Annotated in this window: 14 protein-coding genes; 3 read left to right on the forward strand and 11 right to left on the reverse strand. The window is 74.1% G+C overall.

The window, feature by feature from the left end:
• Window positions 1–663 carry a LuxR C-terminal-related transcriptional regulator gene (locus tag J4E96_RS02645; RefSeq protein WP_227424251.1) on the forward strand — a complete coding sequence of 221 codons (663 nt, stop codon included), beginning with the start codon at window positions 1–3 and terminating at the stop codon, window positions 661–663.
• A gap of 16 nt (window positions 664–679) precedes the next feature.
• Here J4E96_RS02645 and J4E96_RS02650 read toward each other — a convergent pair whose 3' ends face one another.
• The 10 genes from J4E96_RS02650 to J4E96_RS02695 all read right to left on the reverse strand — a co-directional run bounded on the left by J4E96_RS02650 (window position 680) and on the right by J4E96_RS02695 (window position 12,775).
• The gene (locus tag J4E96_RS02650; protein ID WP_227424252.1) at window positions 680–2,323 is read right to left on the reverse strand and encodes a methyl-accepting chemotaxis protein; all 1,644 of its coding nucleotides are present in this window, start codon (window positions 2,321–2,323) and stop codon (window positions 680–682) included.
• Window positions 2,320–3,429 carry a multiple monosaccharide ABC transporter substrate-binding protein gene (gene chvE, locus J4E96_RS02655; RefSeq protein ID WP_227424253.1) on the reverse strand — a complete coding sequence of 370 codons (1,110 nt, stop codon included), beginning with the start codon at window positions 3,427–3,429 and terminating at the stop codon, window positions 2,320–2,322. The genes J4E96_RS02650 and chvE overlap by 4 nt, the downstream gene beginning before the upstream one ends.
• Window positions 3,430–3,605: 176 nt before the next feature.
• Window positions 3,606–5,009 carry a uroporphyrinogen-III C-methyltransferase gene (gene cobA, locus J4E96_RS02660; protein WP_227424254.1) on the reverse strand — a complete coding sequence of 468 codons (1,404 nt, stop codon included), beginning with the start codon at window positions 5,007–5,009 and terminating at the stop codon, window positions 3,606–3,608.
• Window positions 5,006–5,941, reverse strand: coding sequence for an ABC transporter permease (locus tag J4E96_RS02665; protein WP_227424255.1), 936 nt, complete (start codon window positions 5,939–5,941; stop codon window positions 5,006–5,008). The genes cobA and J4E96_RS02665 overlap by 4 nt, the downstream gene beginning before the upstream one ends.
• A complete protein-coding gene (locus J4E96_RS02670; protein WP_227424256.1) occupies window positions 5,931–6,737 on the reverse strand; it encodes an ABC transporter ATP-binding protein in 807 nt (268 codons plus the stop codon). Before J4E96_RS02670 ends, J4E96_RS02665 begins: the two co-directional genes overlap by 11 nt.
• 2 nt (window positions 6,738–6,739) lie before the next feature.
• Window positions 6,740–7,882: an ABC transporter substrate-binding protein gene (locus tag J4E96_RS02675; protein ID WP_227424257.1), complete on the reverse strand. Its 1,143-nt coding sequence runs from the start codon at window positions 7,880–7,882 to the stop codon at window positions 6,740–6,742.
• A gap of 66 nt (window positions 7,883–7,948) precedes the next feature.
• Window positions 7,949–9,274 (reverse strand): sulfate adenylyltransferase subunit 1, encoded by a 1,326-nt coding sequence (locus tag J4E96_RS02680; protein WP_227424258.1) that lies wholly within the window; start codon window positions 9,272–9,274, stop codon window positions 7,949–7,951.
• On the reverse strand, window positions 9,274–10,227 hold the full coding sequence (gene cysD, locus J4E96_RS02685; RefSeq protein ID WP_227424259.1) for a sulfate adenylyltransferase subunit CysD: 954 nt from the start codon (window positions 10,225–10,227) through the stop codon (window positions 9,274–9,276). The genes J4E96_RS02680 and cysD overlap by 1 nt, the downstream gene beginning before the upstream one ends.
• A complete protein-coding gene (locus J4E96_RS02690) occupies window positions 10,224–10,916 on the reverse strand; it encodes a phosphoadenylyl-sulfate reductase (protein ID WP_227425641.1) in 693 nt (230 codons plus the stop codon). Before J4E96_RS02690 ends, cysD begins: the two co-directional genes overlap by 4 nt.
• A gap of 152 nt (window positions 10,917–11,068) precedes the next feature.
• Window positions 11,069–12,775 carry a nitrite/sulfite reductase gene (locus tag J4E96_RS02695; RefSeq protein WP_227424260.1) on the reverse strand — a complete coding sequence of 569 codons (1,707 nt, stop codon included), beginning with the start codon at window positions 12,773–12,775 and terminating at the stop codon, window positions 11,069–11,071.
• Between the two features lie 342 nt (window positions 12,776–13,117).
• Here J4E96_RS02695 and J4E96_RS02700 point away from each other — a divergent pair, with 342 nt between their 5' ends.
• Together J4E96_RS02700 and J4E96_RS02705 are read left to right on the forward strand one after the other, a co-directional pair.
• On the forward strand, window positions 13,118–13,462 hold the full coding sequence (locus J4E96_RS02700) for a hypothetical protein (protein WP_227424261.1): 345 nt from the start codon (window positions 13,118–13,120) through the stop codon (window positions 13,460–13,462).
• The gene (locus tag J4E96_RS02705; RefSeq protein WP_227424262.1) at window positions 13,459–13,941 is read left to right on the forward strand and encodes a DUF456 domain-containing protein; all 483 of its coding nucleotides are present in this window, start codon (window positions 13,459–13,461) and stop codon (window positions 13,939–13,941) included. The genes J4E96_RS02700 and J4E96_RS02705 overlap by 4 nt, the downstream gene beginning before the upstream one ends.
• A gap of 221 nt (window positions 13,942–14,162) precedes the next feature.
• On the opposite strand, the gene J4E96_RS02710 is transcribed toward J4E96_RS02705, so the two are convergent.
• A complete protein-coding gene (locus J4E96_RS02710; protein ID WP_227424263.1) occupies window positions 14,163–14,483 on the reverse strand; it encodes a DUF192 domain-containing protein in 321 nt (106 codons plus the stop codon).
• Window positions 14,484–14,485 lie beyond the last annotated feature (2 nt).

The raw sequence follows: 14,485 nt of genomic DNA on the forward strand, positions 1-14,485 counted from the left end.
ATGAGTAGCCCGACACCGGTCGACGTGGTCCTGGTCGACGATCACCTGATGTTCCGCACGGGCGTGCGCGCCTCGCTCGACGCACGCGTCAACGTCGTCGGCGAGGCCGACGACGTCGAGTCGGCGATCCGCTGCGTGCGCGCCCTGACCCCGCCGGTCGTGCTGCTCGACGTGCACCTGCCCGGGGGCAACGGGGGCGGCGGCGCCGAGGTGATCACGGCGTGCGCCGACCTGCTCACGGGCACGCGCTTCCTCGCGCTGTCGGTCTCCGACGCGGCCGAGGACGTGGTCGCGGTGATCCGGGCGGGCGCTCGCGGCTACGTGACCAAGGCGATCTCCGGGCCGGACCTGTGCGACGCGGTCGTGCGCGTCGCGGGCGGGGACGCGGTCTTCTCGCCGCGCCTGGCCGGGTTCGTGCTCGACGCGTTCGGCACGAGCGCCGCCGACGTCGCGATCACCGACGACGAGCTCGACCGGCTCTCCGCGCGCGAGCAGGAGGTCATGCGGCTCATCGCCCGCGGGTACAGCTACCGCGAGGTCGCCTCCGAGCTGTTCATCTCGATCAAGACGGTCGAGACCCACGTCTCGGCCGTGCTGCGCAAGCTGCAGCTGTCCTCGCGGTACGAGCTCACGCGCTGGGCCGCGGCGCGCCGGCTGCTGTAGCGCGGAGCCCGTACGGCTAGTAGGTGAACGCCGCGACGCGCGTGCGGAGGTCGGCGGACATCCGGGCGAGCTCGTCGACCGACGCGCCCATCTGGCCCATGATCTCGCTCGCCCCGGCCGTGGACGACGCCACACCGGTGATGTTCAGCGCGATCTCGCCCGCGCCGGCGGCAGCCTCGGTGACGGACCGGGACATCTCGTTCGTGGTCGCGGTCTGCTCCTCGACGGCGGACGCGATCGTCAGCTGGTAGTCGTTGACCGCGGCGATGATGTCGGAGATCTCGCGGATCGCGGCGACGGCCCCGGTCGCGTCGACCTGGATCGACTCGACCCGCCGGGTGATCTCCTCGGTGGCCTTGGCGGTCTCGCGAGCGAGTTCCTTGACCTCCCCGGCGACGACGGCGAAGCCCTTGCCCGCCTCTCCGGCCCGCGCGGCCTCGATCGTCGCGTTCAGCGCGAGCAGGTTCGTCTGCGCCGCGATCGACGTGATCGTCTTGACGACGTTCCCGATCTCCTCGCTGCTCGTCCCGAGCGCCGTGACCGTCTCGTTCGTCGCGGCGACGACGCCGGTCGCCTCGGCCGCGACCTTGGCGGCCTGGTTCGCGTTCTGGGCGATCTCGCGGATCGAGGCGCCCATCTGCTCGGCTCCCGCCGCGACCGTCTGGACGTTGCGGCTGACCTCCTCGGCCGCGGCGGCGACGACGCCCGCCTGGGCGCTCGTGTCCTGCGCGCCGACGGACACCTGGGTCGAGGCGGCGGAGAGCTCTTCGGCGGCGGCGGCGACCATCTCGGCGGTCTGCACGACCCCCGAGAGGGTCGCGCGCAACGACTCCTGGGCGGCGCCGAGCGAGTGCGCCATCTGGCCGAGCTCGTCGCCGGTGTCGACGCTCGCCGCGACCGTGAGGTCGCCGCGGGCCATCGCCTCCAGGCTCGTGCTCACGGTCCGCAGTCCCCGCGTGATCCGGCGGGTGACGGCGGTGGACAGCGTGACCGCCGCGAGGATGGACACGCCGAAGCCCACGACGACGGCGATGATGGCGTCGCGGATGGCCGCGCTCGCGTCGAGCATGATCGCCTCGACCTCGTACTGGATCTGGCCGTCGGCGAGCCCGAGCACGCGGCCGGTGTAGCCCGGGTCCGCTGCGACGGACGCGGCGATCGCGGCATCGAGGCCCTCGATGTCGCCCGCCGCGACGAGCGGTGCGAGCGTTGCGTCGCGGTACGAGATCCAGGAGTTCCACCGGGTCAGGAAGTCGGCCCACTGCGTCGTCTGCGACTCGGGGTATGCCGCGATGGTCTCGATCAGGTTGGCCGCGGTGCGGTCGTTCCAGTCCTGCGCCGTGAGCAGCTGCGTGCGGCTGCTCGCGTCCGCGGCGCGCGTCGCGCGGTACACGAGCAGGTGGCTCTCGGTCTGCGCGGTGCGCAGCTGGGCCATCGATCCCTGCAGGTCGTCCGTGAGCTGGTGCACGTCCTCGAGGTTGCGCTCGGCCTGGACGAGCGCGGCCACGCTGAATCCGCCGACGCCGGCGAACACGAGCCCCAGGAGCGCGATCGAGGCGCCGACCTTGGCCCAGACGGGCCGGTCCCAGAACCAGGCCGCGCGCCGGCGCGCCCGTGGGAGGTGGCCCTCGTTCGCGCTGGTCGTTGACTGCGGGCTCATCCGAGGTCCTCCACCGTGTAGTACCCGCTGTCCACGAGGACCTGCTGGTAGTTGCTCTTCGTGACGACCTGCGAGGTCAGCAGGTACGCGGGGACGGTCACGACGCCGTTGTCGTACGACGTGACGTCGTTCGTCTGCGGCTCGTCGTCGTTCAGCACGGCCTCGACCATCGAGACGGTGACCTCGGCGAGCTGGCGCGTGTCCTTGTAGACGGTCGCGAACTGCTCGCCGGCGATGATCGACTTGATGGAGCCGACCTCGGCGTCCTGCCCGGTCACGGCCGGCCACGGCTGCGCGTCGGTGCCGTACCCGATGCCCGCCGTGGCCTCGAGCAGGGCGATCGAGATGCCGTCGTACGGCGAGAGGATCCCGGCCAGGCGCAGTCCGGTGCCGTCGTAGGCGGGCAGCAGGGTCGCCATCCGGGTCGCGGCGGTCTCGCCGCTCCACCCCTGGGTCGCGATCGTCGCGAAGTCCGTCTGCCCGGACGGGACGACGAGCACGCCCGAGTCGAGGTAGGGCTGAAGGACCGACATCGCGCCGTCGTAGAACACGGTCGCGTTGTTGTCGTCGGGCGAGCCGGCGAACAGCTCGACCGCGAACGGCCCGGCGGCGCCGGTCGGCGCGCCGCCCGCGTCCAGGACCCCGAGGCCCTGGAGCAGCGTGGTCGCCTGCTGCACGCCGACGCGCGCGTTGTCGAACGTCGCGTAGTAGTCGACGTCCGGGCTGTCGCGGATCAGCCGGTCGTAGGAGATCACCGGGATGTCGGCGGCGGCCGCCTCGGCGAGCACGTCCGTGAGCTTCGTGCCGTCGATCGCGGCCACGATCAGCACGTCGGCCCCGGCGCTGATCATCGCCTCGATCTGGCTGATCTGGGTCGGGACGTCGTCCTCGGCGTACTCGAGGTCGACCGAGTGGCCGAGCGCCTCGAGCTGCGCGGAGACGTTGTCGCCGTCGGCGATCCACCGGTCGGACGTCGTCGTCGGCATCGCGACGCCGACGAGCTGGGCGCCGGTCTCGCCGGGAGCGCCTGCGCACCCGGCCAGTGCCGTCGTCGTCGCCAGCGCCAGCGCCGCCGCTACGGCGCGGCGCGTGGTCACGTGTCTCATCTGTTCAACCCTCGTCATGGGCGCACGGCCCTGTACAGCTGCGCGGCATCGCGCAACGGCCGTCCTATCGGCCGCCGTCGCGCCGATGTGAGCGCTCTCACCGCGGCCACCCCCTCACCGCCCTCTCGCCGAGTGCGACGGAGTGGCGTTCGCGGGCGCGTGGAGCCGGCGCGGGGTCAGTGGGGGGTGGGGAGCGCTACCGGGAGGCTGGCCGGGGGCTCGGCGAGCAGGGTCTGCTCGCGCCAGGCGGGCGACAGTCGCACGACGCCGCCGACGACCGTGACGGCCGGCGAGCGCACGCCCACGCGGGCCGCCCGCTCGGCGATCGTCGCGAGCGTCCCGACCGTGGTCCGCTGGCCGGGGCCGAACCCGTCCTCGACGACGGCGACCGGGGTGTCGGCCGGCCGGCCGGCCGCGACGAGCGCGCGGGCGTGGTCGGCCAGACCGCGCACGCCCATGAGCAGCACGACCGTGTGGTCCGGCGCCGGCGGGACCGCGCCGATGTCGTCGTGGCCGGTCAGCACCGTGAACCCGCGCGAGATGCCGCGATGCGTGACCGGGATCCCCGCGGCGGCCGGCACCGCGACCGCGCTCGTGACCCCGGGCACGACCTCGACGGGCACCCCCGCGAGCCGGCAGACCTCCGCCTCCTCCGAGCCGCGGCCGAAGACGAACGGGTCGCCGCCCTTGAGCCGCACGACGGTGCGCCCGGCGAGCGCGTGCTCGACGAGCAGGGAGTTGATCCGGTCCTGCGGGACGGCGTGGTGGCCCGGCGACTTGCCGACGTCGATCACGAGCACGTCCGGGGAGAGCTCGGCGAGCACCGCGCGCGGCGCGAGCCGGTCGACGACGACGACGTCGGCCGCGGCGAGCAGGCGCCGCCCGCGCACCGTGAGCAGGTCCGGGTCGCCCGGCCCGCCGCCGACGAGCGCGACCGAGCCGACCTCGACGGGCGCCGGGGCGGGAGTCCCCGCGCCGACAACCTCTCCGCCAGCAACCGCACCGCCAGCAACCGCACCGCCAGCAACCGCACCGCCGCCAGCAACCCCGCCGCCGTCGGCCGGATCCCCGGCGCGCGCGCGGCGTCGGCGGCGGCCCAGCGGCAGCTCGCCGCCCTGCAGCAGCGCCGCGAGCGCGTCCCGCAGCCCCGCGGCCCGGCGCGGGTACCCGCCCGCGGTGACCGCGACGACGACGTCGTCGACCCGCGCGACCGCGGGCACCCACGCGGACGCCGCGCGCGCGTCGCTGGCCTGCACGCACCACACGCGCGCTGCGTCGGCGTCGGCGAGCACGCGCGCGTCCACGTCGGGCCGCCCGGTCGCGGTGTGTGCGAGCCAGGCGCCGTCGAGGTCGCCCGGCGCGTACTCCCGCGGGACCCACGTGAGCGCGCCGTCGGCCGCGAGCCGCGCGATCTCCGGCTCGGCCGCGGGCGCGACGACCCACACGTCGGCCCCGGCCTCGACCAGCCCGCGGGCGCGCCGCGCCCCGACCGGCCCGGCGCCGACGACGACGGCGCGGCGGCCCGCGACGCGCAGCGTCAGGGGATAGGTGGGCGCGGGACCGCTCGGGCCCGCGCTCATCGGGCCGTCTCCGCGATGAGCCCGCGCCGGCGCAGCAGGCCGCGCTCGAGCGGGGCGAAGAAGAGCAGCTCGACCAGGATCCCGACGGTGAGGATGAGGAGGATCGCGACCAGGACGACGGACATGTCCTGGATCTCCCGGCCCTGCTGCAGCATCGAGCCGAGCCCGAACCCGATCGTGCCGCCGACGGCGATGATCTCGGCCGCCATGAGCGAGCGCCAGGAGAACGCCCAGCCCTGCTTGAGGCCGGCGACGTAGCCGGGCAGCGCGGCCGGCAAGATCACGTACCGGATCTGCTCGAGCGGGTTCGCGCCGAGCACCCGGCCCACGCGCCGGTATAGCGGCGGCACCTGGTCCACGCCCGCGACCAGGCCGTTGATGATCGAGGGGATCGCCCCCATGAGGATGACGAAGTACGCCGTGGCGTCGGTGAGGCCGAACCACAGGATCGCCGCAGGCACCCAGGCCACCGACGGCAGCACCTGCAGCCCCGTGATCAGCGGGCCGAACGCCATCCGGACCCAGCGCACGCGCGCGACGAGGATCCCGATGGGCGTCGCGACGAGCACCGAGATGCCGAAGCCGACGACGCCGCGCTCGAGGCTGGTCAGCACGGCCTTCTGCACGTCCCCGCGCTCGAGGGCGGCGCCGAACGCGGTCAGCACGTCCAGCGGGCTCGGCACGATGTACGTCGGCTTGATCCCGGTCAGGACGAAGAGCTGCCAGCCCGCGACGAGCAGCGCGAGCGCGAGCAGCGGCGCGAGCGCCGTCCAGAGCGTGCGCCGCCCGCGCCGGGTCCCGCCGGCCGGCGCGGTCTGCAGTGCGTCGAGGCCTGACTCGAGGGAGCGGACGTCGCTGGCGGTGGACGAGCTGGCGGTCGACGAGCTGGTCGTGGATGCGCTGGTCGTGGACGTGCTGGGCTCAGACGGCATGGCGGCGGATCTCCCCTCGGAGGTGCTCGGTGATCTCGACCGCGAGCGTGGCGACCTCGGGCGCCTCGATGCGGCGCGTCCCCTCGACCTCGACGGTCCACTCGCGCACGATCCGGCCCGGCCGGCTCGACATGAGCAGGACCCGCTGCCCGAGCCGGACCGCCTCGCGCACGTTGTGCGTGATGAACACGATCGTGCGCCCCGTGGACGTCCAGATCCGCTCGAGCTCGTCGTGCAGCAGGTCCCGCGTGATCGCGTCGAGCGCCCCGAACGGCTCGTCCATCAGGAGCACCTCGCGCTCCTGGGCGAGCGAGCGGGCGAGCGCGACCCGCTGCCGCATCCCGCCGGACAGCTCGTGCACCGACTTGTCGCCCGCCCCGCCCAGGTGCACGAGCTCGAGCAGCTCGTCGGCCCGGGTCCGGCGCTCGGCCCGGCCGACGCCGCGCAGCCGCAGCGCGAGCTCGATGTTGCGCCGGGCGGTCAGCCAGGGCAGCAGCGCGGACTCCTGGAACATCAGGGCCGCGCCGTCGCCCGCCACCTCGACCGTGCCCGACGTCGCGGGCTCGAGCCCGGCGACGACGTTCAGCAGCGTCGACTTGCCGCACCCCGAGGCGCCCAGCAGGCAGACGAACTCGCCGGGCGCGATCGTCAGGTCGATCCCGTCGAGGATCGCGGGGCCGTCGGCGGCGAACCGCTTGCCGACCTGCCGCAGCCGGACGGCGGGCTCGACGCCTGCCGGCTCAGCCGTGGAGGGCCCGGCCAGCGCGGGCGCGGTCCGGGGCGCGGTGGTCGTCATGGCTACTCCTGTCCCAGGCCGGCCGACGAGACGGTCGGCTGACCGGCGTCAGCGAGCACCGTGTTGAGCAGCCGCAGGTCGTAGATGCCGTCGAGCGACGCGTCCTCGGTCGTGCCCGCGGTCACGCCGGCCGCCAGCAGCGTCGGCAGCGTCTGCGCGAGCGGGTCCACGCTGAACGTGATGTTCGTGAACGCGCGGGCGATGACCTCGTCCGGCAGCGGCTTGCCCGCGGTCGTGGCGATCTCGGCGTTGACGACGGCGGGCGCCTCGCCCGGGTTCGCGTTCAGCCAGTCCACCGACGCGACGGTCCCGCGCAGCAGCGCCTCGACCGTCTCGGGGTGCTCGGCCAGGAACGACGCACTCACGATGAGGTGCGTGGTCAGGAACTGCCCGTCGTCCCACAGGTCCTTCTCGTCGACCAGCACATGCGCGCCGGCCTCGAGCACGAGCCGCGAGGCCCACGGCTCGGGCAGCCACGCGCCGTCGAGCTTCCCGTCCTGGAAAAGCTGCAGCGTCTGGGCGTTCTCGGTCGGGGTGATCGTGACGTCGCCGCCGCCCGAGATCGAGTTCTCCAGGCCCTGCTCGGTGAGCCAGGACCGCAGCGCGACGTCCTGCGTCCCGCCGAGCTGCGGGGACGCGAGGTTGGTGCCCTTGAGGTCGGCCGCGGAGTCGATCCCGTCGCGCACGACGAACTGCGCGCCGCCCGACGTCGAGCCGGCGATGATGCGCAGCGACTCGCCGTCGCTCTTGATGAAGCCGTTGATGGCCGGGTTCGGGCCGATGAACGTCGCGTCGATGGCGCCGGCGTTGAGGGCCTCGATCGCGGCGGGCCCGGCGTTGAACACCTGGGTGGTGAGCGCGGTGTCGCCGAGCTCGGCGGCGAACAGACCGTTCGCGACCCCGACCAGAGCGGGCGCGTGCGTGACGTTGGCGAAGTAGCCGAGCCGCAGCTCGGTGGCGGCGGAGCCGGTGGCGGCGGTGGAGCCGGCGTCGGCGTCGGTCGCGGCGTCCGCGCCGCCGCTGCACGCGGCCAGCGCGAGCAGCGGCACGGCGGCGAGCGCGGCGACGATCCGCGTGGAGACGCGGAGGGAGAGGCGGCGGCTGGCCCCGGTTGGGGGGCGACCGGCAGGGCGGAGCGGGTGCATGGCGGGCCTTTCGAGAACACGAGGTCGTGCGACGACGAGGGGCGAGGGGCGGGGCGAGCCGACCTGTCAGATCACGTACTGGGCAGGTCGCCGACCCGAACATCGCGCCTCGGCGAGCGGCTCGCCGACCATGCCGGCGGCGAGCGTCGCGCCGTCGTGCGCGTCGACGAGAAGGAACGCGCCCATCCGCCGCGAGGCGACGTACTCCTGCGCCGCGACGGGCGCCGCGAGCCGCAGCCGGACCTGGCCGATGTCGTTCAGCCCGAGCTGGTCGGCCGGCACGATCTCCGCCGAGTCCAGGTCGAGGCGGCCGACGACGTCGCGCACCACGGCCGTGACCGTGCGCGTCGTGTGCTTGAGCAGCACGCGCGTGCCGGGCAGCAGGGCCCGGTCCGACAGCCAGCAGACGGTCGCGTCGAGGTCCTGGGTCGGGGTCGGCGCGTCGGCGGCCGCCGCGATGAGGTCGCCCCGGGCGATGTCGACGTCGTCGGCGAGCCGGAGCGTGACGGACTGCGGCGCGAACGCCTCGACGAGCTCGCCGTCGGCCGTGTCGATGCCGACCACGGTGGACGTCCGGCCCGAGGGCAGCACGACGACGGGGTCGCCGACCGCGACGACGCCGGCCGCGATCTGCCCGGCGTAGCCGCGGTAGTCCCGGAACGTCTCGCCCTGGGGGCGCAGCACGATCTGGACCGGCAGCCGGAACGCCTCGGCCGCGGGGTCGAGCGCCGCGGGGATCTCCTCGAGCAGCTCGAGCAGGCTCGGGCCGTCGTACCAGGGAGTGCGGGCCGAGCGGTCCACGACGTTGTCGCCGGCGAGGGCCGAGACCGGGATGGTGCGCACGTCGGCAAGCCCGAGCCCGGTCGCGACCGCGACGACCTCGGCGGCCAGCCGCGCGTAGACGGCCTCGTCGAAGCCGACCAGGTCGATCTTGTTCACGGCGACGACCACGTGCGGGACCCGCAGCAGCGACGCGACCGCGAGGTGGCGGCGGGTCTGCTCGAGCGTCCCCTTGCGCGCGTCGATGAGCAGCACGACGACGTCGGCCGTGCTCGCGCCGGTCACGGTGTTGCGCGTGTACTGCACGTGCCCGGGGCAGTCCGCGAGGATGAACGAGCGCCGTGCGGTCGCGAAGTACCGGTACGCGACGTCGATCGTGATGCCCTGCTCGCGCTCGGCGCGCAGCCCGTCGGTGAGCAGCGCGAGGTCGGTCTGCTCGAGGCCGCGGTCGCGGCTGACGCGCTCGACGGCGTCGAGCTGGTCGGTGAGCACGGACTTGGAGTCGTAGAGCAGCCGGCCAACCAGGGTCGACTTCCCGTCGTCGACGGAGCCGGCCGTGGCCAGCCGCAGCAGGCTCGCGTGCGCGAACGTCCGCGTGGGCTGTGCGGGCATCAGAAGTACCCCTCCTTCTTGCGGTCTTCCATGGCGGCCTCGCTCACGCGGTCGTCGGCCCGGGTCGCGCCGCGCTCGGTGAGACGGCTCGCGGCGACCTCGAGCACGACGTCGTCGACCCCGGCGGCGCTCGAGTCGACCGCGCCGGTGCAGGACATGTCGCCGACGGTCCGGTAGCGCACCCGCCGGGTCTCGACCGGCTCGCCGCGGCGCGGCTGCGAGTAGGGGCCGACCCCGACCCACATGCCGTCGCGGCCGAAGACCTGCCGCTCGTGCGCGTAGTACAGCCCGGGCAGCTCGATCGCCTCGGCGGCGATGTACCGCCAGATGTCGAGCTCGGTCCAGTTGCTCAGCGGGAAGACCCGCACGTGCTCGCCGACGCCGTGGCGCCCGTTGTAGAGGTTCCAGAGCTCGGGGCGCTGGTTGCGCGGGTCCCACTGCCCGAACTCGTCGCGCAGCGAGTAGATGCGCTCCTTCGCGCGCGCCTTCTCCTCGTCGCGGCGGCCGCCGCCGAAGACGGCGTCGAAGCGGTGCCCCGTGATCGCGTCGAGCAGCGGCAGGGTCTGCAGCTGGTTGCGCGTGCCGTCGGCGCGCTCGCGCAGCGAGCCGGCGTCGAGGTAGTCCTGCACCCGCGCGACCTCGAGGCGCAGGCCGAGTCGCGCGACGGTGGCGTCGCGGAAGGCGAGGACCTCCGGGAAGTTGTGCCCGGTGTCGACGTGGAGCACCGGGAACGGGACGGGCGCGGGCCAGAACGCCTTGACCGCGAGGTGCAGCATGACGACGGAGTCCTTGCCGCCGCTGAACAGGAGCACCGGCCGCTCGAACTCGGCGCTCACCTCCCGGAAGATGTGGATCGCCTCGCTCTCGAGCGCCTGCAGCTGCGTCAGCCGGCGGGCCGGCGGCGCGGCCTCGCCCGGGTCTGGCCGTAGGTCCGTGGTGACGGTGACGCTCATGTGTGGATCCCGCATTCGGTCTTGGCGAGCCCGGCCCAGCGGCCGGATCGGGGGTCGGCGCCTGGGGCGACCCGGGCGGTGCACGGCTGGCAGCCGATCGACGGGTAGCCGTCGGTCAGCAGGGGGTTGAGCGTCACGTCGTGCTCCGCCGCGTACGCGAGCAGGTCGTCGAACGTCCAGGGCGCGAGCGGGTTGATCTTCACGAGGCCGTGCAGCTCGTCCCACGTCACGATCGGCGTGGTCGCGCGCGTGGGCGCCTCGTCGCGGCGGACGCCGGTCACCCACGCCTCGTACCCGGCGAGCTGGGCCGCGAGCGGCTCGACCTTGCGCATCCGGCAGCAGGCCGCGGGGTCGCGCGCGAACAGCTCGGCGCCGTACTGCGCGTCCTGCTCTGCGACGGTCAGCCGCGGCAGCACGTCGACGACGCGGATCGGCAGTCGCGCCGCGACCTCGTCCCGCGTCGCCGAGGTCTGCGCGAAGTGGTACCCGGTCTCGAGGAAGAGCACGTCGACGCCGGGCGCGGCGGCTGACACGAGGTGCGGCAGCACGGCGTCGGCCATCGAGCACGCGACCGCGAGCGAGCCGCCGAACTCCGCCGCGGCCCACGCCGCGACCTCCTGCGCCGACGCGTCCGCGAGCCGGGGCGCGGCCTCGGCGACGACGGCGCGCAGCTCGTCCGCCGTGCGCAGCGGCCGGGCCGGCGCGTTCGACGGCGGCGCGGGCGGCTGCGGTGCGCGGGCCCGCGATCCGGCCGACGCCGGCGCGGAGAGCTGCGGCGCGGCCGGGACCAGCCCCGTCCAGACGCCGAGCCCCGGTAGCGCCGGGGTCCGCTCGGCGGCGCTCACTGCAGCGCCTCCTCGTCGGCGCGGTGGGCCCAGGCGGCGAAGGTCTCGGGCCCGGCCGCGGTGGTCTCGCGGTCGGCGACGTAGCGGCGCACGACGCGCTCGACGTACTCGGCTGTGCCCTCCGCGGTGACCTTGAGGCCGCGCACGGTGCGCCCGAGGCCGGCCTCGTCGCGGTCCGCCGAGGCGAGCCCGCCGCCCAGGTGCACCTGGTAGCCGGGCACCTGCGCGCCGTCGTCGTCCATGACCAGCTGGCCCTTGAGGCCGATGTCCGCGGTCTGGATGCGCGCGCACGAGTTCGGGCACCCGTTGATGTGCAGGCTGATCGGGGTGAGCTGGGACAGGTCCCCGAGCCGCGCCTCGAGCGAGTCGATCGCGCGCATCGCCGGGACCTTGGTCTCGACGATCGCGAGCTTGCAGAACTCGATGCCGGTGCACGCGATCGTCGACTGCCGGAACGGGCTCGGCTCGGCCTCGAGCCCGTGCGCTCGCAGCCCCGTGACGACGGCGGCGACCTGGTCGGCGGGCACGTCCAGGACGAGGAGCTTCTGGTAGGGCGTCAGGCGGACGCGGTGCGAGCCGGCGGCGTCGGCGAGGTCGGCGACCGCGGTGAGGTCCGGGCCGGAGACGCGGCCGACGTAAGGCGCGGCCCCGATGTAGAACCGGCCGTCCTTCTGCGCGTGCACCCCGACGTGGTCGCCCGAGCGCGTCGGCCGCGGCGGCGGGGGACCGTCCGGCAGCTCGTACCCGAGGAACTCGTCCTGCAGGATCTGCCGGAACTTCGCGGTGCCCCAGTCGGCGAGGAGGAACTTCAGCCGGGCCTTGTTGCGCAGCCGCCGGTAGCCGTAGTCGCGGAACAGCGCCGTGACGGCGGCCCAGACGTCGGGCACCTGCTCCTCGCGCACGAACGCGCCCAGGCGTTCGCCCAGTCGGGGTGCGACGCTCAACGCGCCCGCGACCCACAGGTCGAAGCCGGGGCCGAGCTCGGGGTGCACGATCCCGACGAACGCGACGTCGTTGATCTGGTGCACGACGTCCTGGCTCGGGTGGCCCGTCACGGCGGTCTTGAACTTGCGCGGCAGGTTCGACAGCTCGAGGTCGCCGAGATACCGGCGGGCGATCTCGTGGATCGCCCAGGTCGGGTCGAGAATCTCGTCGGCGGCGATCCCCGCGACCGGGCTGCCCAGGATCACGCGGGGAACGTCGCCGCACGCCTCGGTGGTGCTCAGGCCGACGGCCTCGAGGCGGCGCCAGATCTCGGGCACGTCCTCGACCCGGATCCAGTGCAGCTGGATGTTCTGCCGGTCGGTGATGTCGGCGGTGCCGCGGCCGAACTCGGTCGAGATCGCCCCGATCGTGCGCAGCTGCTCGGTGGTCAGCGCGCCGCCGTCGATCCGGACCCGAAGCATGAAATACCGGTCCTCGAGCTCGTGCGGCTCGAGCGTCGCGGTCCGCCCGCCGTCGATCCCCGGCTTGCGCTGCGTGTACAGGCCCCACCAGCGGAACCGGCCGTGCAGGTCCTCGTCCGTGATCGAGTCGAAGCCGCCCGCGGCGTAGACGTTCTCGATCCGGTCCCGGACGTTCAGGCCGTTGTCGGCGGCCTTCATCTCCTCGTTCGCGTTCAGCGGGGCCCGGCCGTCGACCGCCCACTGGCCGTTGGGGCGGGACGCGCGGGCCGCCGTCCGGGCAGCGGGGGTGACGGTCATGGTGCTCCTGAGGTCTGGGGCGGGTGGCCGGCGGCGGCGGGGCGGCCAGGCGGCGGTGCGGGTTCAGGCGGCGCTCAGGGCGAGCGGTGGCTGAGTCGGCTCAGCGGACGGGGAGCTGTCGATCCGATGCTGCGCGGGCAGGCAGGCGCCGCGGCGTCGAGCGCCTGGTCAGGGCGCGTCAGGTGAGGTCAGCGACAACAACACGCCGGGCACCCGAAGGTGCTCGCGGCGGCGGCGCGGGGCGCGCTGAGTCGGCTGGTCACATGGCGAGGCTACGGCCGGATCTCACCTGGTGTCCACGGCTGCCCAGCCCGTGGGATGCGGTGGCCTAGGTTGAGGCCTGTGAACATCCTCTTCGACTGTGTCCTCGTGCTGCACCTGATCGGGTGGGCGATCGTCCTCGGCGGAACGCTGACCAGCCTGCGCGCGCCCCGCATCGCCCCCGGAGTGCTGCACGGCGCGCTGACCGCGCTCGTGACCGGCGTCGTGCTGGTCGCGCTCAAGCAGGGCGGGGCGGGTCACGGGGACGTCAGCCTCGCGAAGATGGGCGTCAAGCTCGCGATCACGCTCGTGATCACGGGCCTCGTCGTCGTCGGCACCCGCAGCCCCGAGCCCGTGAGCCGCCGGCTGGTGGGCGCGATCGCGGGCCTGACCGTGGTGAACGTGGCGATCGCCGTCGCCTGGTGAACGCCGCCGGCGAGGTCATCATCGGGATCGTCCTGCTGGTCGGTCTGTTCGGCGTCGTCGTCCAGATCCTGCCCGGCGGCCTGCTCGTGCTGGGCGCGATCGCCGTCTGGGCCGTCCTGACCGGGACGGGCTGGGCGTGGGCCGTGCTCGGGCTCGCGGTCGCCGCGACCGCGGTCGCGGGCGTCGGCAAGTACCTGCTCGCCGGGCGACACCTGCGCGGCGCGGGCGTGCCGACGTCGACGCTCGTGTGGGGCGGGATCGCCGGCGTCGTCGGCTTCTTCGTCGTGCCGGTGGTCGGGCTGCCGCTGGGCTTCGTGCTCGGCGTCTTCGGTGCGGAGCTCGCGCGCCTGCGCGATCAGCGCGTGGCGTGGACCGCCACCGTCGCGGCCCTGCGCGCGACGGGCATCACGATCCTGGTCGAGCTGGCGGGCGCGCTGATCTCCAGCGCGGCGTGGCTCGCGGTGGTCCTGCTCACCTGACGCGGCCTCACCTGATACGGCGGCCTCGCGCGCCGGTTCGACGGGGGGTTCGCTCTCGCGCTGCGGACTCGGCAACGGGCGGATATTGTCGCGTGTGCAGCGGCGCCGGGTGAATTCTCGGCGGACCGCGCGGGAAATTTCCGACCGGCCATGAAGGGAACACATTGCGCTCTCGCCCGTACCTGACGAACGCGCATATGAATAAGGCCGAACGGGTGAACTTAGCCTCGGATCTCGATCGTCGCGACGGCGCCCGCCGTCAGCCCCCACCGCGCGAAGCTGCCGCGCGGCGCCTCCACGACGGCATCGCCGCCGCGGTGCGGCCTCGTCATGCCGAACGGCCGGAGCACCTTCGTGACCAGCACCGTTCCCCGCGAGTCGAGCACGGCGACGTCGATGGACACCAGCATCCCCACGCCGTGCACCGAGTTCGCCGGCCGCAGGAGCAGGGCGTCCGGCAGCACGCGGCGGCCGATCAGGCCGCGCAGGCGGGCCGCGTAGGTCTGCGCGACCAGAATCGGCGCGACGACGGCGCCGTCCACTA

This window comes from Pengzhenrongella sicca (assembly GCF_017569225.1).
Lineage (GTDB): Bacteria > Actinomycetota > Actinomycetes > Actinomycetales > Cellulomonadaceae > Pengzhenrongella > Pengzhenrongella sicca.